Source organism: Alcaligenes sp. SMD-FA (assembly GCF_025960365.1).
Classification (GTDB): domain Bacteria; phylum Pseudomonadota; class Gammaproteobacteria; order Burkholderiales; family Burkholderiaceae_B; genus Alcaligenes; species Alcaligenes aquatilis.
Map to the genome: position 1 here is coordinate 1,217,232 of NZ_CP110108.1, position 20,387 is coordinate 1,237,618.

12 protein-coding genes, 2 tRNA genes and 3 rRNA genes are annotated in these 20,387 nt (G+C 53.4%); 13 read left to right on the top strand and 4 right to left on the bottom strand.

What is annotated here, in order from left to right; genetic code table 11:
• Nucleotides 1-30: 30 nt before the first annotated feature.
• The 3 genes from OKX01_RS05580 (at nucleotide 31) to OKX01_RS05590 (ending at nucleotide 3,207) form a co-directional block, all read left to right on the top strand.
• Nucleotides 31-747 (top strand): polysaccharide deacetylase family protein, encoded by a 717-nt coding sequence (locus tag OKX01_RS05580; RefSeq protein WP_094196039.1) that lies wholly within the window; start codon nucleotides 31-33, stop codon nucleotides 745-747.
• Complete coding sequence (locus tag OKX01_RS05585; protein ID WP_125278018.1) at nucleotides 744-1,928, top strand: glycosyltransferase family 4 protein; 1,185 nt, start codon at nucleotides 744-746, stop codon at nucleotides 1,926-1,928. Before OKX01_RS05580 ends, OKX01_RS05585 begins: the two co-directional genes overlap by 4 nt.
• Nucleotides 1,929-2,076: 148 nt before the next feature.
• A complete protein-coding gene (locus OKX01_RS05590) occupies nucleotides 2,077-3,207 on the top strand; it encodes a glycosyltransferase (protein WP_108727881.1) in 1,131 nt (376 codons plus the stop codon).
• Between the two features lie 32 nt (nucleotides 3,208-3,239).
• Here OKX01_RS05590 and OKX01_RS05595 read toward each other — a convergent pair whose 3' ends face one another.
• The 3 genes from OKX01_RS05595 to OKX01_RS05605 are packed head-to-tail and all read right to left on the bottom strand — an operon-like array spanning nucleotide 3,240 to nucleotide 5,196.
• Complete coding sequence (locus OKX01_RS05595; RefSeq protein ID WP_108727880.1) at nucleotides 3,240-3,533, bottom strand: YkgJ family cysteine cluster protein; 294 nt, start codon at nucleotides 3,531-3,533, stop codon at nucleotides 3,240-3,242.
• Nucleotides 3,530-4,294, bottom strand: coding sequence for a YdcF family protein (locus tag OKX01_RS05600; protein WP_094196043.1), 765 nt, complete (start codon nucleotides 4,292-4,294; stop codon nucleotides 3,530-3,532). The genes OKX01_RS05595 and OKX01_RS05600 overlap by 4 nt, the downstream gene beginning before the upstream one ends.
• The gene (locus OKX01_RS05605) at nucleotides 4,291-5,196 is read right to left on the bottom strand and encodes a glycosyltransferase family 9 protein (RefSeq protein ID WP_230019173.1); all 906 of its coding nucleotides are present in this window, start codon (nucleotides 5,194-5,196) and stop codon (nucleotides 4,291-4,293) included. The genes OKX01_RS05600 and OKX01_RS05605 overlap by 4 nt, the downstream gene beginning before the upstream one ends.
• 148 nt (nucleotides 5,197-5,344) lie before the next feature.
• On the opposite strand from OKX01_RS05605, the gene msbA reads away from it, so the two are divergent.
• From msbA to OKX01_RS05620, 3 genes are all read left to right on the top strand, one after another.
• Nucleotides 5,345-7,138, top strand: a complete 1,794-nt coding sequence (gene msbA / locus OKX01_RS05610; RefSeq protein ID WP_094196045.1) for a lipid A export permease/ATP-binding protein MsbA — start codon at nucleotides 5,345-5,347, stop codon at nucleotides 7,136-7,138.
• A gap of 30 nt (nucleotides 7,139-7,168) precedes the next feature.
• Complete coding sequence (locus OKX01_RS05615; RefSeq protein WP_094196046.1) at nucleotides 7,169-7,627, top strand: hypothetical protein; 459 nt, start codon at nucleotides 7,169-7,171, stop codon at nucleotides 7,625-7,627.
• A gap of 123 nt (nucleotides 7,628-7,750) precedes the next feature.
• Nucleotides 7,751-8,287, top strand: a complete 537-nt coding sequence (locus tag OKX01_RS05620; RefSeq protein WP_264672591.1) for an AAA family ATPase — start codon at nucleotides 7,751-7,753, stop codon at nucleotides 8,285-8,287.
• Between the two features lie 335 nt (nucleotides 8,288-8,622).
• On the opposite strand, the gene rng is transcribed toward OKX01_RS05620, so the two are convergent.
• Entirely contained in the window at nucleotides 8,623-10,086 is a 1,464-nt protein-coding gene (gene rng / locus OKX01_RS05625; protein WP_094196047.1) for a ribonuclease G, read from the bottom strand.
• Nucleotides 10,087-11,760: 1,674 nt separating this feature from the next.
• On the opposite strand from rng, the gene OKX01_RS05630 reads away from it, so the two are divergent.
• The 7 genes from OKX01_RS05630 to OKX01_RS05660 all read left to right on the top strand — a co-directional run bounded on the left by OKX01_RS05630 (nucleotide 11,761) and on the right by OKX01_RS05660 (nucleotide 20,382).
• Nucleotides 11,761-13,299, top strand: a 16S ribosomal RNA gene (locus OKX01_RS05630).
• Between the two features lie 93 nt (nucleotides 13,300-13,392).
• A tRNA-Ile gene (locus tag OKX01_RS05635) sits at nucleotides 13,393-13,469 on the top strand.
• An 11-nt stretch (nucleotides 13,470-13,480) separates the two neighbouring features.
• Nucleotides 13,481-13,556, top strand: a tRNA-Ala gene (locus tag OKX01_RS05640).
• Between the two features lie 375 nt (nucleotides 13,557-13,931).
• Nucleotides 13,932-16,816: ribosomal RNA gene (locus OKX01_RS05645) — 23S ribosomal RNA — on the top strand.
• 180 nt (nucleotides 16,817-16,996) lie between these two features.
• Nucleotides 16,997-17,109: ribosomal RNA gene (gene rrf / locus OKX01_RS05650) — 5S ribosomal RNA — on the top strand.
• Together the 16S, 23S and 5S rRNA genes with 2 tRNA genes alongside form the textbook arrangement of a ribosomal RNA operon.
• 587 nt (nucleotides 17,110-17,696) lie before the next feature.
• A complete protein-coding gene (locus OKX01_RS05655; RefSeq protein WP_203226731.1) occupies nucleotides 17,697-19,010 on the top strand; it encodes an NAD(P)/FAD-dependent oxidoreductase in 1,314 nt (437 codons plus the stop codon).
• Nucleotides 19,011-19,044: 34 nt separating this feature from the next.
• The gene (locus tag OKX01_RS05660; protein WP_108727112.1) at nucleotides 19,045-20,382 is read left to right on the top strand and encodes a sodium/glutamate symporter; all 1,338 of its coding nucleotides are present in this window, start codon (nucleotides 19,045-19,047) and stop codon (nucleotides 20,380-20,382) included.
• Nucleotides 20,383-20,387: the final 5 nt, after the last annotated feature.

A 20,387-nucleotide genomic window follows, 5' to 3' on the forward strand; every position in this document is an offset into this window, starting at 1 on the left:
CTTATAATGCCGCCTATGATTCCGATTCTTATGTACCACCAGGTCGGGGTGCCTGCTCCCAAAGGTTCGCCGTATCGAGGCTTGACCGTGCATCCCACTGATTTTCGGCGCCAGATGACGTGGCTGAAGCGCTTGGGCTATCAGGGTTTGTCCATGGCGCAATTGATGCCGTACCTGCGCGGTGAAAAGCAGGGCAAGGTTGTGGGAATCAGCTTTGATGACGGCTACCGTAACGTGTTTCAAAATGCCATGCCGGTGCTGGATGAGTTGGGCTTTACCGCCACTAATTACATTGTTGCGCGGCATCTGGACGGCTCCAACTTCTGGGATCAACCCAAAGGTGTGCCGCATTCCGGTCTGATGTCCTTGCCCGAGCTGCGCGCCTGGGTAAATGCCGGTCATGAAGCCGGTTCGCACACCTTGGACCATGTGCATCTGACTGATGTGTCCTCGGAAATTGCCCATTACCAGATCGCGCAATCCAAGGCAGAGCTGCAAGATGCGCTGCAAGTGGAAGTCAGCGCTTTCTGCTATCCCTATGGCGATCAGAATCAGGCTATCCGTGAGCAAGTGCGTCAGGCAGGGTATCTGAACGCCACCACCACCAATCGTGGCCTGGCGCGTTCGGACGATGACTTGTTTGATTTGCCCCGCGTGACGGTCTCGCGTTCCACCAATATTTTGCGCTTTGTGCAAAAGTGCGTGACACGCCTGGAAGACAAGCGCCGTACGGTTTCCCGCTCATGAGTTCAGATCAAATCCACGACACGCCTGCTGCGATTGCCGAGCGTTTACGCATTGCTTTTGTGGTCGATCGTTTTGGTAACCGCTTTGGCGGTGCCGAGGCCTATGGCGTGGAGCTGATGCGTGAACTGGCCGAAAAGCACGAAATTACCGTGTTTGCGCGTGAGTATGACAGTCGTTGCGACTTGAAGCTGGCCTACGTGCCTATCCGTCATTGGTCACACTGGCCTGGCTGGATACGCGGCATCCTGTTCGCCCGCAAGGCGGCCAAGGCCACGGCCCAAGGTTTTGATATTGTGCATTCGCACATGAACGGGTGGTGCGGGGACGTGGAAGTGGTTCATGTCACCCCCGTGCGTTTCAACTGGCGGGTGCGACCCTTGCCCTGGCTTAAAAAGCTGGGTTCCTACTTCAGCCCGCGTGTCTGGGGCTATCTGGGTCTGGAAAAACGCCGTTTGCGGCCCGGCCCTCATGCCGTTGTCGCCGTTTCAGGCTTGATTGCCGAACAATTGCAGCAAGCCTATGGCAGCGTGCACGATTATCCCGTTATCGCTCCTGGCGTGGCCTTGCCGCAAGCCGATTTGCAAGGGGAAGAGCGTACCAAAGTGCGTGAGTCCTTGGGTTTCACCAAGGAGCAGGTCGTCTGTCTGCTGGTGGCGCGCAATCCCCTGCGCAAAGGCTTGAGTACGGTGCTGGAGGCCTTGGCGAAATTGCCATCTCATTACCGCCTGTTGGTGGTGGGTGGAAAACCTGGCCTGCGAGATCAGATGCGCCAACAGTTGCAGTCTCTGAATATGCAGGATCGTGTCATCTTGCAAGGCGAGACCTCGAACGTCGAACCCTTTTATCGTGCTGCCGATATTTACGTGCATCCCACCCTGAATGACAGCTTTGGCATGGCACCGCTGGAAGCCATGTCCTATGGTTTGCCGGTCGTCCTAAGTCCGGCGCCGTGGTGCGGCTTTGCCCAATATGTGCAGGGTGGTTATCACGCCTTGCTGCTCAGCCATCCGGAAGATGCCCAGGAACTGGCCCAAGCGATTGAGAAAATCAGCAAGGATCCGGTGATGGCCCGTAATCTGGTCGAGAACTCTCGGGAATTGCTGGCCCAGTTCAGTTGGCCTGCGGTGGCAAGTCGTTATCAGGAGCTGTACCAAAAAGTGTTGCTTCGCCGCCAAGCTTAAAACGCTGTTTTCTTTGTTATTGGTATTAAATTTTCAAAACTGCTGTTCAGTCATTGTTCAGCTTGCGCAATAGCGGATACACTTTGTGACCCGTAGATGCTCGGCCAGAGCATTTGCCTGTCATTCATAGCCGCTGACGGAGCGAGTTTTGAAGGTCCTGATCACTGATATTCATCACGGTAATGGCGGAGGCCATGTTACCTATATTTTGGGTTTGTTGCGTGGGTTGGCTCATCAGTGTGATTTCACTCTGGCGGCCCCGGCAACAGGCCGACTGTATCGTGAAGCTTTGCAGGTACCTGGCGTCAGAGTGTTGCCGGGCCTGTACACCGCCCGTATCGGGACGGCGTTATCAGAGATATGGAGTTTGCGCCGTTTTTTGCAGCGCGAGGCTTTTGATATCGTGCATTGCAATGGCAGCACCGATCACCGCCATGTCATGATCGCGTGTAAAACGCTGCCTAATCCTCCGGTCATTATCTGGACCAAACACAATACCAACCGTCTCCATAGCGTGGGTAACCGCTTGCGGGCGCGCTTTGGGACGGATCTTTGTATTGCCGTTAGCGATTATGTGGCGCGGCAACTGGCTAATTCCGATTACCGACGTTGCAATGTGGAACGTATTTATCACGGCCTGGACCTGGAGCATTATCGTCCAGTGAGCCCGCAGGAAAAGTGGGCCGCACGTCAGACGCTCTTCGGCTCGACTTTGCCTGACAATTGTCTGGTGCTGGGCTCGGTAGGTGGTACCGATCTGGAAAAAGGCTGGTTGCTGCTGGTGGAGGCGGTTGCTCGTCTGGAACCAGAGCTGAAACAGCGAGTCCGGGTGGTGGTGGCGGGGGATCCGCCAGCCGCCGCCGTCTGCGAAAAAGTGCAGGCTTTGGGTTGCGCCGAACAAGTGCTCTTTCCTGGATTGGTCAAGGATGTACGTTCGGTGTTGGCTGCATGTGATGTGGGTTTTGTGTTGTCTTATAAAGAATCTGCCTCCTACGCGTGTTACGAGTCCCTAGCACTGGGGCTGCCAGTTCTGATTTCCAATGCCGGTGGCTTGCCTGAAAGTATTGAACACTTGTATGAAGGCTGGGTGGTGCCTTGCGGTGATGTCGGGGCCATTGAAGCGCATGTGCGAGACATGCTGTGTCAGAAATATTGCTTGCAAACGGTGGGCAGACGGGCCAGGAAGCGGGCAGAGAAGCGATTTGACGCGCAACGCTTTTCAGTAGATACCTATCAGGCCTATTTGAAAGCGCGGGCGCTGTCAGCGTCAGCTTATTAAGGGTGTATACAAAGAGGCGTTTTGAGTGTATTTCAGAACACCTCTTTTTTTATATCTCGCTCGTTAGGGCTGGGGGGGGCTGTCAGCGTTTCCAACTCTGCCAGCCAGAGCAAGGCTTCTTCGCGCTTGGTGCCACACATTTCAGGCGAGGCCTGTAAACCAGAGCAACAGGCAGGCCGTTCGGGCTGGCCGAAAATCCGGCAGCGCAGTTGCTCATCCAACTGGATACAGGGCACACCGGCTGGCTTGCCGTGGGGCATGCCGGGGATAGGGCTGGAAATTGAGGGGGCGATACAGCAGGCCCCGCATTCGGAGCGACAAATCATGCCCAGCCTCGGGACCAATACACCAGAATCCCGACATATTCTTTAATGATGGAGCGGCTGGACTGCAGGGCCATCAGATTGGGTTTCCACCTGGAAAACCCGGGACTGTTCGGAACCGTTAACTGTGGGGCTGCACCGGCTGGAATCACATCAACCCCTTGCTTGCGGAAAATGGCCATGGCACGTGGCAGGTGCAAGGCTGAAGTCACCAGCAGGACATGCTTGGCCTGCTTTTCTTGCAACAGTTTGGCCGTATATTCGCCATTTTGTTGAGTGGTCAGGCTGTCGTTTTCCATCAGTAGGGCCGAGGTGGGGACATCCAGGTTGTTCAGGGTGTTGGCCATGACCTTGGCCTCGCTGATGCCGCCGTCCAGCGCTGCTCCCGACAAGACGATGTAAGGCGCACGTCCTGCCTTATACAGATCAGCCGCCCGTTCTACGCGTGCCGATGTCTTTTGGGCTGTCTGTGGTAAGAACCAATTACTGCGGTTTTGGGCAGTGTGGCCACCTAGAACCACAATGGCATCGGCCTGCATCACCTGTTCAGCAGGCTGGTAGGGATACATTTTTTCCAGATACCCACCGGCATACAGGCTGGTGGCGGGCAGGGACCAGGCACCGGTCCAGAGCAGTCCGGCCAAGGCCAGGGCGGCAGCCGTTTTACGCTGGCGCAAGATAAACAGCAACACTGCCAGAAGTAATAGGGCTGCAAACAAGTTCAATGGAATGACCAGGCTGGTCAGGATGCTCGATACGCTCATGGGTGCTCCTGTTCTGACTCCAACACTTGCAGCACTTCGTTCAGCGTAGGCCATTGGCCATCACGTCCCAGGCAGATCGCCCGTGGTGACCAGGGGCCGGTGTCTTGTGGGTTGGTGACGCCACATAAGGTCAGCTGCTGCGCCTTGATGGCCGCGGCGACATGGGAGACGCCAGAGTCATTGCAAACTACCCACTGCGCCTGTTGGCAAAGCCGTGCAAACGCCCCTAAGGGTAGGGGCGGCAGACAACGTGCGCTGGGCGCATTGTGCAGGGCAGCCTCATGCTCGTTGGGCGGAGGACACATAATGACGGTTTTGCCTTGGGCTTGCAGATGTCGGGTCAGTTGGTCGAAATAGGGCCAGACTTTGACGCGGCCTTTGTGCAGTCCCGTTGCAGTAGGGGCGATCAGAATATAGTCACCGGGGCGCAGGGCGGCTTGGCGCAAACTGTTGTCGCCTTCTTGCCGTTGCAGGGGGCTGAGCGTCAAATCCAGGGTGGCTGGGGCTTGTTCGGCTGCCGGGTTCAAATTCCACAGCTTCAAAGCCTGTTGAACAATATAGAACCAGGATTGCACCGCGTGCAACCGCTTTTGCGGCTTATTTAAAGGCCAACGTAATAAAAGGCTACGGCCGTCGTCCCGATAACCGCAGGCTGGCAGGCCAGCCAGTTTGAAGCTGAGCGCACTGCTAAGCGAATCAGGCAGCAGCAGGCCATACGCATGGCGATGGCCGTGCTGGCGACGATAGCGGCGTATGGCTTTGGCATCCTGGTGCCAGTGGCTGCTCATGGGGATGAAGCCATGCAAAGGGTACGCCGACAGCAGCTCGCGGGCCCAGGGACGGGCGCAAACCACAACGGGCAAACCGGTATCGAGCAGAGCCTGTAAACACGGCAGGCTCATGCATACATCGCCTAGCCAATTAGGCAATCGTAGGTAAAGGGCAGAGGGATCAGACATGAACAGGGACAACGAGGCAGAACGAACCAAAGCGGGGACGCTCGATTCAGGCAATGAGCGTTAGAATAAACACAATTAGATAGTATATAGGGTGTCCTCGTTGTCCAACGCCATAGAAACTAAAATCAAGCCTGCTGGGCACGATCCCGTCAAATCCGATCTCTGGAGGCGCATTTACAGCCGTTTGCTGCCTTATTGGAAGGTAGCGGTGTTGGCATTGATCCTGGTCAGTCTGTCCTCGGCTACCCAGCCGGTGCTGGCGGTGATCATGAAGCCGTTGCTGGACGATGGCTTTACCGGTGCCAAGCCTGATTACATGTGGTCCATTCCGCTGGCCGTGATCGGACTGATGTTTGTGCGGGGTGTGACCAGTTACGGTAGCTCCTATTTGTTTGCCTGGATCGCCAACAAAATGTTGCTGACTTTACGTGGCGACATGTTCTCCCGCTTGCTGGGATTGTCCGACTCGGAGTTCAAGCAAGGGGATACGGGGCGTTTGCTGAACCGTTTTACGATTGATGCTGGCACCATGACCGGGGTGGCTACCGAGGTGGTCACGGTCGTGGTGCGTGAAACCCTGACAGTGATTGCCTTGCTGGGCGTCTTGCTCTATATGTCCTGGCAATTAACGGTCATCGTGTTTTTGGTCATGCCCGCGTCGGTCTTTGTTGCCAAGATGGTGTCGCGTCGCTTGCGCCGCATTAACCGCGATACGGTGAATATGAACGCCGAGCTGACCCGCGTGGTCAGCGAAGCCATTGATGCTCAGCGTGTCATCAAGCTGTTTGACGGCTACGAGCGTGAAAACACACGTTTCATGTACGTGAGCGCGCGCCTGCGCCGTTTTGCCATGCGCGCCGCTTCTGCGGATGCGGCCTTGTCGCCCATTACGCAGTTGTTTGTGTCCATCGCTGTGGCCGGGGTGATTTTTGTGGCTTTGTATCAGGCCAATACCGGCACACTGACTATCGGTAGTTTTGCGGCGTTCATGGCTGCTTTGGGGCAGATTTTTGATCCTATCAAACGTTTGACCAATATTACGGGCACCATGCAGCGCATGTTGGTAGCGGCAGAAAGCGTGTTCAAGCTGGTTGATCAGGATCCGGAGCCTGACACAGGAACACGGGAGTTCAAGCAGCCCGTTCGTGGCCATATCGAATTTGATGCGGTCTCTCACCGTTTCCCTAACGCCCATCGCGACACCCTGTCTGAGGTCAGTTTTGCGGTGCAGCCCGGCCAGACCATTGCGCTGGTTGGTCGTTCCGGCAGTGGCAAGACCACGCTGGCCAATATGGTGCCGCGCTTTCTAATTCCAAGCAGCGGGCAACTGCGGGTCGATGGTATCCCCTCGGAAGAGCTGACGTTGCGCAGCTTGCGTAGCCAGATTTCTTTGGTCAGCCAGGATGTGGTGCTGTTTGAGGCGACGATCGGCCAAAACGTGGCTTATGGCGCGGGAGCCGAGGTCTCACCGGAGCGTATCTGGGAGGCCCTGGAAGCAGCCAATCTGCGTGAGTTTGTAGAGGGTTTGCCTCAAGGCTTGGATACGATGGTTGGTGAGAACGCCAACTTCCTGTCAGGTGGCCAACGTCAGCGCTTGGCAATTGCTCGCGCCCTGATAAAAAATGCACCCATCTTGATTCTGGATGAAGCAACCTCCGCCTTGGATAACGAATCCGAGCGTCAGGTTCAAATGTCTCTGGAAACCTTGATGAAGGGGCGCAGTACCTTGGTGATTGCTCATCGCCTGTCTACCGTACAAAATGCCGATCAAATCCTGGTGCTGGATGAGGGACGGATTATTGAGCAGGGCAGTCACGACGAATTGCTGGCCCGCAATGGTGTGTATGCCGGGTTCTACCAAATGCAGTTTCAGTTCAACGAATAAGCGGCTTCAGGCTGCACGATAAGGAACATCATGAAGAAGATCATTCTTGCGCTGGCCGGGCTGGCTGTGTTGGCAGGATGTGCCAAGCAGAATGCAGAATTGCGGGAACAGGATTTGCGTCGATCCAGTTTTTTCAAGACTGAGCGACGCATCAATATGGATTTTGTGAGCATTCAGCGTGCCTTGTTCAAGCACCAGGCAGAGTGTGGCAAAGCCGCTGTGTTCAAGATGGAACCGGGGCAGGCCAGCTACGGCACCTTGCGTTATGAACTGGAGCCGGGGGCGGGTTGGGATAACAGTATTTTGATTGATCTGACCTTGATGCAAAAGGGGTGGGTAGATGCCAAGGTCTATAGTTACCGTGCCGATGTAAAAAAAGAAATCAAGGAAATCTTCACCTCTATTCGTGCTCCGGGCGTGTGCAATCCTGATGATGCGCCCAAAGAGGTGTTGCCCGAGGATGATTTTGTCCCCGTTGCACCGCTGTAATAGTTCAAGCGTTGCGCAACGAGGCACTTCCAATACGTGAGGTGCCCAAACGGCAGGACAAGCCTGCTTTTGACCCGTCTTTTCAGGCGGGTTTATTGTTTTTAGTTGCTTCTAATAAGAGAGATGATGATGGATTCTGCCTCTACAACCCAAGTCAAACAGACCGCCGTGACGGCAACAATGCTCTATCTGATTTGCGGCAAGATTGCGGCGGGCAAATCCACCTTCGCCAAGAAACTGTCCGAGCAGTCAAAGACAGTCCTGATCAGCGAAGACTTTTGGCTGGCTAGCTTGTATCCCAGTCAAATTGGGTCTTTGGAGGATTACGCTCGTTGTTCCGGCTTGTTGCGTACCGCCATGGCACCGCATATTACGGGTCTGTTGCAGGCCGGGGTATCCGTGGTGCTGGATTTTCCCTCCAACACGCTGGCAACACGAGCTTGGGCGCGGGAGTTGATTGAAAACGCGGGCGTGGCTCACGAACTGCATTATCTGGATGTGGCTGATGCTGTGTGCAAAGCGCGTTTGCATGCCCGTAATGCCCGTGGGGAACATCCCTTTGAAGCAACTGAAGCGCAGTTTGATTTGTTCAGCCGCTATTTTGTAGCACCGCAGCAGTCAGAGGGCTTTAATGTTATTCGTCATCAGGTTGCGGAATAGGCTACGGGCTTGTTTTCTGGCTGTTAGTTGCCAGATACCGTTTGCTTGACTGCCTCTGCATGTGTGTCTGGGCTTTGTGTGTGTCGATGCTCGCGCGAGTGAGCTGTAATACAGCGTTAGCCTGGGAGTAGTGGTGTGTTTGTTGATGCCTTTTATGACAAACCACTCATGGCGCACATAAAGCGCTTTGCTCTATTTGTTTGATTTGTTCTATTGAGCTGGCCAACTGAGTCCAAACCGCTATTGAGTGGTACCTGCTTGCAGACTGCAGAGATCTTGCCGTGCGATAAGGGATGAAGGGGATTGGCTACCCAGCCAATCCCAAAACAGAGCACTTACAGCAAGATAATGTCGTACTGTTCCTGGGAGTAGTGCGGGTCTACTTCCAGGGAGATAGGCTTGCCGATAAAGTCGCCCGCCACGGCCAAATGCTGGCTTTCTTCTTCCAGAAACAGATCCACCACTTCCTGAGCCGCCAGAATACGGAACTCTTTAGGGTTGAACTGCTTGGCCTCGCGCAGCACTTCGCGCAGGATTTCATAGCAGACGGTACGGGCCGTACGTACGGAACCACGCGATTGGCAGGTGGGGCAGGGCTCACACAGTTGGTGCGCCAAGGAATCACGCGTGCGTTTGCGTGTCATCTCCACCAAACCTAACTGGCTAAAGCCATTGATCGTCACACGAGTACGATCTTTGGCCAGTGCTTTTTGCAGCTCTTGCAAGACAGACTCCCGGTGAGTGGGGTCGTCCATATCAATAAAGTCCAGAATGATGATGCCACCCAGATTGCGTAGGCGCAGTTGGCGGGCCAGGGCAATCGCTGCTTCCAGGTTAGTCTTGAAAATCGTGTCGTCGAAGTTGCGGCCGCCGACAAAACCACCTGTATTCACATCTACCGTCGTCAGAGCTTCGGTCTGATCGATAATCAAGTACCCCCCCGATTTCAGATCCACTCGACGTGACAAGGCGCGGTTGATCTCTTCATCGACATGGGCGGTATCGAACAAGGCGCGGCTGCCTTTGTGATGATTAATGCGCTCCAGCACGGATGGCGTATAAATCTGTGCCCATTCCTTCATCTCTTGCACGACCGTGCGCGAATCCACCACGATGGACTGGGTGTTGGGTGTGACCATATCGCGTAAAACACGCTGCGCCAGGTTCAAGTCCGTATAAAGCACAGAGGGGGCGCCTTGCTCGCGGATACGCTCTTGAATACGGGTCCATAAGGTGCGCAGGTATAGCTGGTCTGCACTGATCTCTTCATCGGTTGCGCATTCGGCTTGAGTCCGTACGATAAAACCGCCTTTTTCATCCTTGGGCATCAGACGGCTGACGCGTTCGCGCAGCTCGATCCGGTCAGCATCCGAACCAATGCGTTGCGACACACCAATATGAGGATCAAAAGGCAGATACACCAGCATGCGGCCAGCAATGCTGATCTGCGTCGAGACACGAGCGCCTTTGGTGCCCAAAGGATCCTTGATGACTTGTACTAATAAAGACTGGCCTTCGAACAGGAGCTTTTCAATTGGCGTGGTCGCACTACCTTGATTGCGCTCGGCGCGATTCTGGCGCAAGTCGGCCACGTGGATAAATGCCGCGCGTTCCAGCCCTATATCAATAAAGGCACTTTGCATGCCGGGCAAAACCCGAGCCACTTTTCCCAGATACACGTTCCCCACATAGCCGCGTTGGATGCTGCGCTCGATATGAATCTCCTGGACAGCACCTTGCTCGACCAGGGCAACACGGGTTTCAAACGGAGTGACGTTAATCAGGATGTCTTCATGCATAGTTAGTTTCGCTAAAGGAATATCTGTTCCGAGCTAGTGTAGGGCCAAGTCAGTGAGGCTGCTATGCCTTTATGACTATATAGAGTGTTTAGGGGTGATGAATGCTTTGCTTGTCTTTGTTCAGGAGGCTGCTTTGGGGTGGATGTGGTTCTAGCCGCTCTATGTAGGACGCCGCTAAGGGCCTCGGTACGGGGTGATGGGGCGGACTACGTGCCGGCGCAACGCGCCGGTCCCCTTGTCAGAGCCACCATCAGGGCGCAGTCTGAACTCGCCCAGTGATTGGTCCCCCGGACCAATCACAAACCTTGGGCTCAAACAGCAGACTGCTTGCATCCCCGATGGTGACTCCGACTGCGGCAAGTCGTCTGACTCGCCCCAACACCCCGTACCGGGGCCCCGAGCGGCTAACAGCTCTGCATCGTGCTCGATCTTGGAGGCCACTCAACCGCCTATCTATATAGAGACACTCTTGATTTGGGGCGAGGGCATGGCGCTGTGTGTTTACCGCCGCTAGCCTGTTTGCCAACCATCCAACCATCCAACCATCCAACCATCCAACCATCCAACCATCCAACCATCCAACCATCTAACCATCCAGTCAGTCAGTCAGTCAGTCAGTCAGTCAGTCAGTCAGTCAGTCAGTCAGTCAGTCAGTCAGTCAGTCAGTCAGTCAGTCAGCCGATCCATCGACAGACGACTATTTTGGGAAGGAATTTCCCCTCCTATCTATATGGAGGGGGGGGGTTATCAGAGGGTGGGGGGGATGAACTGACGAATTTCTGTGAGGAAAACAGCGGTCAGTCCATGTTTTGCTCTGTAGAGGGCTGAAGTCTTCCGCCCGTAGGCAAAAATTCGAAGTTAATCTAAAAATTATTTTTATAGTTATTCTTCATAGTTATCAATCGACTACATCGTTTTGCAGAGTTTTCTCTCCTCAAATATCCAGAAAAATGTCAAAGAAGGCTTGCAGGGCGGAAAATCATCGTGCTATAGTTCTTTTCTCGCTGCAGCACACACAGGGTTTTCCCGGAAGCGCCGCAGAGAGCAGTTAGACAAGTTTCACCGCCTTGGCCAAGAGGCCCGCACCGAAGCTTGAATGACTGGTCAGGTAACTGACACGGTGTAAAACCCGGAGCTTGACAAATCAGAAAATTCTGTGTTAAAGTTCTAGGTTCTGCTCCAGAGAACGCAACGTTAAGTTTTTAGCTGTTTTGAAAGTTGAAACGGTTTTGAAAATTTACCCTTGTTTGTGAAGTTGAATGGTTAGCCTGACGGTTGATTGTTCGCCAGGTAGGACAGAACGAAAGTTCTAGTTTAAGCGGGACGAGTTAGACGGTTTAAAACTTTCTAGCCTCTTCAAAAAAACGCTTGACACGCTGCCTGATCTGCTTCATAATCTCGTTTCTCTGCTGCTAACACAGCAAGGCACGAAGCGCTAAACGCGACGAGCCAGCCGGGTTAGTCAGTAGAACGACAGGCAACTGTCACTGCTCTTTAACAATTAACAGCCGATAAGTGTGGGCGCTTGGAATGAGCGAGTCGAACCCTTCGGGGATCGCCACAAGTTTGTATCAAGTGCTCACAAACGAAAGATGAAGAATTACCTTGTGTAACTCTGAATTTTTCTTTGAGACACAATCGGTCTCGTCGCAAGACGGGACAACCACAGAGATTAAACTGAAGAGTTTGATCCTGGCTCAGATTGAACGCTAGCGGGATGCTTTACACATGCAAGTCGAACGGCAGCACGAGAGAGCTTGCTCTCTTGGTGGCGAGTGGCGGACGGGTGAGTAATATATCGGAACGTGCCCAGTAGCGGGGGATAACTACTCGAAAGAGTGGCTAATACCGCATACGCCCTACGGGGGAAAGGGGGGGATTCTTCGGAACCTCTCACTATTGGAGCGGCCGATATCGGATTAGCTAGTTGGTGGGGTAAAGGCTCACCAAGGCAACGATCCGTAGCTGGTTTGAGAGGACGACCAGCCACACTGGGACTGAGACACGGCCCAGACTCCTACGGGAGGCAGCAGTGGGGAATTTTGGACAATGGGGGAAACCCTGATCCAGCCATCCCGCGTGTATGATGAAGGCCTTCGGGTTGTAAAGTACTTTTGGCAGAGAAGAAAAGGTATCTCCTAATACGAGATACTGCTGACGGTATCTGCAGAATAAGCACCGGCTAACTACGTGCCAGCAGCCGCGGTAATACGTAGGGTGCAAGCGTTAATCGGAATTACTGGGCGTAAAGCGTGTGTAGGCGGTTCGGAAAGAAAGATGTGAAATCCCAGGGCTCAACCTTGGAACTGCATTTTTAACTGCCGAGCTAGAGTATGTCAGAGGGGGGTAGAATTCCACGTGTAGCAGTGAAATGCGTAGATATGTGGAGGAATACCGATGGCGAAGGCAGCCCCCTGGGATAATACTGACGCTCAGACACGAAAGCGTGGGGAGCAAACAGGATTAGATACCCTGGTAGTCCACGCCCTAAACGATGTCAACTAGCTGTTGGGGCCGTTAGGCCTTAGTAGCGCAGCTAACGCGTGAAGTTGACCGCCTGGGGAGTACGGTCGCAAGATTAAAACTCAAAGGAATTGACGGGGACCCGCACAAGCGGTGGATGATGTGGATTAATTCGATGCAACGCGAAAAACCTTACCTACCCTTGACATGTCTGGAATGCCGAAGAGATTTGGCAGTGCTCGCAAGAGAACCGGAACACAGGTGCTGCATGGCTGTCGTCAGCTCGTGTCGTGAGATGTTGGGTTAAGTCCCGCAACGAGCGCAACCCTTGTCATTAGTTGCTACGCAAGAGCACTCTAATGAGACTGCCGGTGACAAACCGGAGGAAGGTGGGGATGACGTCAAGTCCTCATGGCCCTTATGGGTAGGGCTTCACACGTCATACAATGGTCGGGACAGAGGGTCGCCAACCCGCGAGGGGGAGCCAATCTCAGAAACCCGATCGTAGTCCGGATCGCAGTCTGCAACTCGACTGCGTGAAGTCGGAATCGCTAGTAATCGCGGATCAGAATGTCGCGGTGAATACGTTCCCGGGTCTTGTACACACCGCCCGTCACACCATGGGAGTGGGTTTCACCAGAAGTAGGTAGCCTAACCGTAAGGAGGGCGCTTACCACGGTGGGATTCATGACTGGGGTGAAGTCGTAACAAGGTAGCCGTATCGGAAGGTGCGGCTGGATCACCTCCTTTTAGAGCGAATGGCTCGCAAAGCGAAAGCGTCCACACTTATTGGCTGTTAGTTAATGTCATGACCATTGAAGGTATCGCCCACTGGTGATAGATGGGTCAGTAGCTCAGTCGGTTAGAGCACCGTCTTGATAAGGCGGGGGTCGTTGGTTCGATTCCAACTTGACCCACCAACGATTACCTCGGGGGATTAGCTCAGCTGGGAGAGCACCTGCTTTGCAAGCAGGGGGTCGTCGGTTCGATCCCGTCATCCTCCACCACCGCTTTTGTGGTTGGTAGATACAGCAAGGTTCATGACAGAGTATAGGGCACAGGACAACAACGGTTGGCCTGGCGTTAGATTCAACGAAGAGTGTTCTTTTACAAGAATACTGCTCGTTGGGTTATACAACCCACGAATTGCTCTTTAACAATTAGGAAGAAGCACAACGAAGGTGTGTTGTCTAATAAACGCAAAGCGATTAGTCGCCTTGTGATGACAATACACGGGTTGTGATTGCAACAGAACAAATTATGTTCAACGAAAGTTCTCAAAAATATAGACGTTGTTCAGTCCTCGGATTGAATAACAGCTAAGGATTGATGAACGGCAACAACGTATACTCATATTCCTATAACAGCACCAAGCGTTATAGGATCAAGCGAATAAGTGCATATGATGGATGCCTTGGCGATCACAGGCGATGAAGGACGCGGTAGCCTGCGAAAAGCTACGGGGAGCTGGCAAACAAGCTTTGATCCGTAGATGTCCGAATGGGGAAACCCACCGTAGTAATACGGTATCCCATGCTGAATACATAGGCATGTGGAGGCGAACCGAGTGAACTGAACCATCTCAGTAACTCGAGGAAAAGAAATCAACCGAGATTCCGGAAGTAGTGGCGAGCGAAACCGGACCAGCCTGGATGTTTTAGCGTAGTGAATAGTCGAATGGAATGGAAAGTCCAGCCGTAGCAGGTGATAGCCCTGTAGGCGAAATTCAGTACGTGGAACTAAGCATCGAACAAGTAGGGCGGGACACGTGAAATCCTGTCTGAATATGGGGGGACCATCCTCCAAGGCTAAATACTCGTGATCGACCGATAGTGAACCAGTACCGTGAGGGAAAGGCGAAAAGAACCCCGGAAGGGGAGTGAAATAGATCCTGAAATCGTATGCATACAAACAGTAGGAGCACCTTCGTGGTGTGACTGCGTACCTTTTGTATAATGGGTCAGCGACTTACATTCAGTGGCAAGCTTAACCGAATAGGGGAGGCGTAGCGAAAGCGAGTCCGAATAGGGCGATTCAGTCGCTGGGTGTAGACCCGAAACCAGGCGATCTATCCATGGCCAGGTTGAAGGCACGGTAACACGTGCTGGAGGACCGAACCCACTAATGTTGAAAAATTAGGGGATGAGCTGTGGATCGGAGTGAAAGGCTAAACAAGCCTGGAGATAGCTGGTTCTCTCCGAAAACTATTTAGGTAGTGCCTCGTATATTACTGCCGGGGGTAGAGCACTGTTATGGCTAGGGGGTCACAGCGACTTACCAAACCATGGCAAACTCCGAATACCGGCAAGTACAGTACGGGAGACAGAGCACCGGGTGCTAACGTCCGGACTCAAGAGGGAAACAACCCAGACCGCCAGCTAAGGTCCCTAACTATGGCTAAGTGGGAAACGAAGTGGGAAGGCATAGACAGTCAGGAGGTTGGCTTAGAAGCAGCCATCCTTTAAAGAAAGCGTAATAGCTCACTGATCGAGTCGTCCTGCGCGGAAGATGTAACGGGGCTAAGCCATAGACCGAAGCTGCGGATGTGTACTTTTAGTACACATGGTAGGAGAGCGTTCCGTAAGCCTGTGAAGGTGTTCCGTGAGGAATGCTGGAGGTATCGGAAGTGAGAATGCTGACATGAGTAGCGATAAAGGGGGTGAAAAGCCCCCTCGCCGTAAGTCCAAGGTTTCCTGCGCAACGTTCATCGGCGCAGGGTGAGTCGGCCCCTAAGGCGAGGCAGAGATGCGTAGCTGATGGGAAGCGGGTTAATATTCCCGCACCGTCGTAGAGTGCGATGGGGGGACGGATTGCAGAATGTTATCGGGGTGTTGGATGTCCCCGTTGGCGCATCATAGAAGGCACTTAGGCAAATCCGGGTGCGTAATTCAAGGGTGTGACTGGATAGAGCTTCGGCTCTAAACTAACTGGAAGCAGTTCCAAGAAAAGCCTCTAAGCTTCAGCTCTACGAGACCGTACCGCAAACCGACACAGGTGGACGGGATGAATATTCCAAGGCGCTTGAGAGAACTCAGGAGAAGGAACTCGGCAAATTAATACCGTAACTTCGGGAGAAGGTATGCCTCATTAGTGTGATGTGCCTGCGCACAAAGCATGAAGAGGCCGCAGTGAATCGGTGGCTGCGACTGTTTACTAAAAACACAGCACTCTGCAAACACGAAAGTGGACGTATAGGGTGTGACGCCTGCCCGGTGCCGGAAGGTTAAGTGATGGGGTGCAAGCTCTTGATCGAAGCCCCGGTAAACGGCGGCCGTAACTATAACGGTCCTAAGGTAGCGAAATTCCTTGTCGGGTAAGTTCCGACCTGCACGAATGGCGTAACGATGGCCACACTGTCTCCTCCTGAGACTCAGCGAAGTTGACATGGTTGTGATGATGCAATCTCCCCGCGGCTAGACGGAAAGACCCCATGAACCTTTACTGTAGCTTTGCATTGGATTGTGAACCGGCCTGTGTAGGATAGGTGGGAGACGTTGAAGCGTGGTCGCCAGATCGCGTGGAGTCATCCTTGAAATACCACCCTGGTCTGTTTGCGGTTCTAACCTAGGTCCCTTATCGGGATCGGGGACCGTGCATGGTGGGCAGTTTGACTGGGGCGGTCTCCTCCTAAAGTGTAACGGAGGAGTTCGAAGGTACGCTAGAGACGGTCGGAAATCGTCTTGATAGTGCAATGGCATAAGCGTGCTTGACTGTGAGACTGACAAGTCGAACAGGTACGAAAGTAGGACATAGTGATCCGGTGGTTCTGTATGGAAGGGCCATCGCTCAACGGATAAAAGGTACTCTGGGGATAACAGGCTGATACCGCCCAAGAGTTCATATCGACGGCGGTGTTTGGCACCTCGATGTCGGCTCATCTCATCCTGGGGCTGTAGCCGGTCCCAAGGGTATGGCTGTTCGCCATTTAAAGAGGTACGTGAGCTGGGTTTAAAACGTCGTGAGACAGTTTGGTCCCTATCTGCCGTGGGCGTTGGATATTTGACGGAGCCTGCTCCTAGTACGAGAGGACCGGAGTGGACGTACCACTGGTGTATCGGTTGTCATGCCAATGGCATTGCCGAGTAGCTACGTACGGAAGAGATAACCGCTGAAGGCATCTAAGCGGGAAACTCGTCTGAAGATTAGATATCCCGGAGGCTTGACCTCCCTGTAGGGTCGTCCGAGACCAGGACGTTGATAGGCTGGGTGTGGAAGTGCAGTAATGCATGTAGCTAACCAGTACTAATTGCCCGTGTGGCTTGATCCTATAACCCTTGAGGTTGTAGTGAGTTAAGTTGTTGACCACAGAACGTAATATTGAAGTGCAGCGCAACCCGCGCTCGACACCTTCGTAACCGCTGCTAGCTGATCCGTACTGATCGCTGGCAGTGTGCTTCTTCCAATTGGCTGGGACGTCCCTGTAAAGACGGCCTGGCAACCAGTTACGCTTGACGACCATAGCAAGGTGGTCCCACACCTTCCCATCCCGAACAGGATTGTGAAACGCCTTTGCGCCGATGATAGTGGACGGACGTCTGTGAAAGTAGGTCATCGTCAAGCTCTTATTGCTCAAAACCCCCGCAAGTATCCCTTGCGGGGGTTTTGTTTTTTATGCGCGCCACACGTACACACGGCTGCTCAGCCGTGTTCTGGCGGCATAAGGACCGGATCCCTGCGATCATCGGTCGGACGTCCCTTCCTGCCTCCTGGCCCGTTCTGGGCACCTTGTCTCCCTTCTTCTTCTGTACGGCTTACTAGCGTCTGCTTCGGCTTGCCCCTCGGCAAGAGGACTGATTCGCAAGGCAGTTGCATACTCGTGGTGGGGAAGTAAGGGGGAGACGTAGTTCGGCATTTAATGCTCGGCTGTTTCTTGCCCAGTAAGCGGGAAAGAGTCAAATTCTGAAGCAAGCCAAGCGTTTTAGATTAATTGCATAAGCGCACTTTTCTTTACCTGAGTAGGGTATGAGTGGGTGTGCAGGTGGGCGTGTACCTCGCTTTTTGTAGCGTGCTGAGTAGTCCTTGAGTCGATAGTGAAGGGTGTTGTCATTATAAGAATCGCTTATCTTGTGAGCGGTGGGCTGATAGTAGATGAAGTGTGATTGTGGGCGCGGTATATATCCATGATCCATTATTTTTTCGTACTGATCATGTCTATTATTTTGCCCCGTGATGACAGCCGCTGTGGCTGGTATAAGTTGCTGACAGTCAATCGCCCCAGTCGCCAAATTCACGGCACACAGGCGGCAGATGTGGTGATTGTGGGTGCTGGCTTTGTGGGTTTGGCAGCTGCTCGTGCCTATGCCTTGTTAAAGCCTCAGCATCGGGTTGTATTGCTGGAGGCATTGAAGGTTGGGCAAGGGGCTTCGGGTCGGAATTCAGGATTCCTGATTGATCTGCCCCATAAGCGTGACCTGGAGTTTGGTAGCCTGGAGCGCAAGAAAAAGATTTACAGACTTAATCTGGAGGCGATTGAGGACTTGCGATCGGCTGTACAGCAACATCAGATCCACTGTGATTGGGAAGAGGCTGGAAAGTATCAGGTTGCGGTCGGGCAGCGTGGCATTTCATTTCTGAACGATTACGCCAGCTTGCTGGATGATTTTGATTACCCTTACCAGCGTATTGAGGGGCAGTCGCTTGCCCGAGTGCTGGGCTCGACCTACTACAGCCAAGCTATCTATACAGAGCGTTCGGTGCTTGTACAGCCTGCGGCTTTAGTCAATGGGCTGGCCGAGCATTTGCCGGCAAATGTGGAGCTCTATGAAGAGCACCCTGTGCTGGAGTTCAAACAGCACAATGGTCAATATCATATCCATACCCAAGATGCGGTGTTCCAGAGTCCCAAGGTGATTCTGGCAACGAATATCTTTACCCAGGAGTTTGGTTACTTGCGCTCTCGCATGTTGCCGACCATGACGTATGCCAGCATGACCCGAGCCCTGAGCCTGCAGGAAATGCAATTGTTTCGGGAGCAGCATTCTTGGGGGGCCACGCCTGCCGATCATGGTGGGACAACTCTGCGTTTGACTCGGGACCGACGCTTGGTGATCCGCAATAGTTACCAGTTTGTCCCCAAGTACCATGACGACCTCCAGAGCCGACGTGCCATACGGGACAGCCATCTGCAAGGTCTGCAGGCGCGCTATCCATCACTGGAAAACTTGACGCTGGACTATACCTGGGGTGGAGCTTGCGCCTTGTCGCGTAATTACCAGCCTTTCTTTGGCCAATTGGATAGCAATCTTTATTTTTCGGGTGTCCACCAAAGCGTGGGGGCCACTCGGGGATCTATTACCGGCAAGTTATTGGCGCAATTGGCCTTGGGTGAGCACTCCGAGAGCCTGTCGGACATGCTGGAGATCAGCCAGAAACCCGCTATCAACCCCCCTGAACCTTTCTTGAGTATCGGCGTTAACGCACGCATGGCCTTGGCCAGGCGTGCGTCTGCCAGTGAGCTATAAGCTCTGCCACTAACAATAACGAGGAGCATATTGAATGACTATTTGGAGTTTAACCATCGATTTTGGCATTGCCAGCGGTTTGATCCTGCTGTGCAAACTGATCCGGGCCAATGTCACCCTGGTACAAAAGCTGTTTATGCCGGTCGCCCTGATTGCTGGCTTGTTGGGCCTGGCGCTGGGACCACAGGGGGCTGATATTTTGCCGTTCTCCGGTTCGTTCAACGCTTACGGCGGGATGTTGATCGCTGTTATTTTTGCTGGCGTTGGGCTCTCTACCCGTTTTCCTGCACCGTCATTGCTGGTGTCACGATCCGGACAGTTATGGGCGTTCAATCAGATGGCAACGGCATCGCAGTGGTTGCTGGGGTTGGTGGCAGGAGCTTTGCTGTTTACCTACTTCTGGCCGGATCTATCCCCTGCCTTCGGGCTGATCATGCCTGCTGGTTTCATGGGGGGCCATGGAACTGCTGTGGCGATGGGGAACTCGTTTGCCGAGTTGGGCTGGGCAGATGCCACAACCTTGGCTTTGACCTCGGCAACGGTAGGGGTGTTTGCCGCTATTTTGATTGGTCTGGCGATTATCCGCTATGGCGCCCGCAAAGGTCTGATCAGTGGTTTGACCCCATTTGAACAAATGGAGAAGCATCATCGCAAGGGCTTGATTGAGGCGGCAGACCGCGTCGCTATTGGCAAAGAAACGGTATCGGCTTCCTCGATTGATGCCTTGTCCTTGCATATTGCACTGATATTGCTGATTACCGCCGGTGCATACTATTTGAGTTCTTACCTGTCTGGTTTGAATGACTTTATTTCCGTGCCGACTTTTGCCTGCGCGTTTTTACTTGGAACGGTCAGCCGATCCTTGCTGGATCGACTGGGCTTGCTTCAGCATTTTGACGTCAAGCTATTTAATCATGTCTCCAGTACAGCAACGGACTATCTGATCGTCTTTGGGATTGCGTCGATCAAGATTACTGTGCTGTTGAGCTATGCTGTACCCCTGTTGGTACTGATGATCATCGGTTTGCTATTGTGCCTGTTCATGGTGTTTTATGTGGCACCTCGCATGCTCGACGAACGTTGGTTCGAGAAAGGTGTGTTTTCGTGGGGCTGGATGACGGGCACGGTGGCGATTGCCATTTTGCTCTTGCGCATTGCCGACCCGGATCGTAAAACGTCGATTCTGGACGATTACGCCATTGCGTATGTGCCCGGCGCTGTGTTCGACATTATTTTGATCTCGTTCATGCCTGGACTGATTCTGCAGGGTTTCATTTATGAAACAATGGCTGCCTTGGTCGCTTATATGATCGTAGTGGGCGTGATCGGTCGAATGCTCAAGGGGCGTGCCTTGCGCTTGAAGGCGGCCTGACACCC

Excerpts from the sequence above, each read along its gene's own strand:
- OKX01_RS05605 (WP_230019173.1), bottom strand. The coding sequence starts at position 5,196 with ATGAGCCTGCCGTGTTTACAGGCTCTGCTCGATACCGGTTTGCCCGTT.
- OKX01_RS05655 (WP_203226731.1), top strand. The coding sequence starts at position 17,697 with ATGTCTATTATTTTGCCCCGTGATGACAGCCGCTGTGGCTGGTATAAG.
- OKX01_RS05600 (WP_094196043.1), bottom strand. The coding sequence starts at position 4,294 with ATGAGCGTATCGAGCATCCTGACCAGCCTGGTCATTCCATTGAACTTG.
- OKX01_RS05620 (WP_264672591.1), top strand. The coding sequence starts at position 7,751 with ATGATGATGGATTCTGCCTCTACAACCCAAGTCAAACAGACCGCCGTG.
- rng (WP_094196047.1), bottom strand. The coding sequence starts at position 10,086 with ATGCATGAAGACATCCTGATTAACGTCACTCCGTTTGAAACCCGTGTT.
- OKX01_RS05615 (WP_094196046.1), top strand. The coding sequence starts at position 7,169 with ATGAAGAAGATCATTCTTGCGCTGGCCGGGCTGGCTGTGTTGGCAGGA.
- OKX01_RS05660 (WP_108727112.1), top strand. The coding sequence starts at position 19,045 with ATGACTATTTGGAGTTTAACCATCGATTTTGGCATTGCCAGCGGTTTG.
- OKX01_RS05585 (WP_125278018.1), top strand. The coding sequence starts at position 744 with ATGAGTTCAGATCAAATCCACGACACGCCTGCTGCGATTGCCGAGCGT.
- OKX01_RS05580 (WP_094196039.1), top strand. The coding sequence starts at position 31 with ATGTACCACCAGGTCGGGGTGCCTGCTCCCAAAGGTTCGCCGTATCGA.
- OKX01_RS05595 (WP_108727880.1), bottom strand. The coding sequence starts at position 3,533 with ATGATTTGTCGCTCCGAATGCGGGGCCTGCTGTATCGCCCCCTCAATT.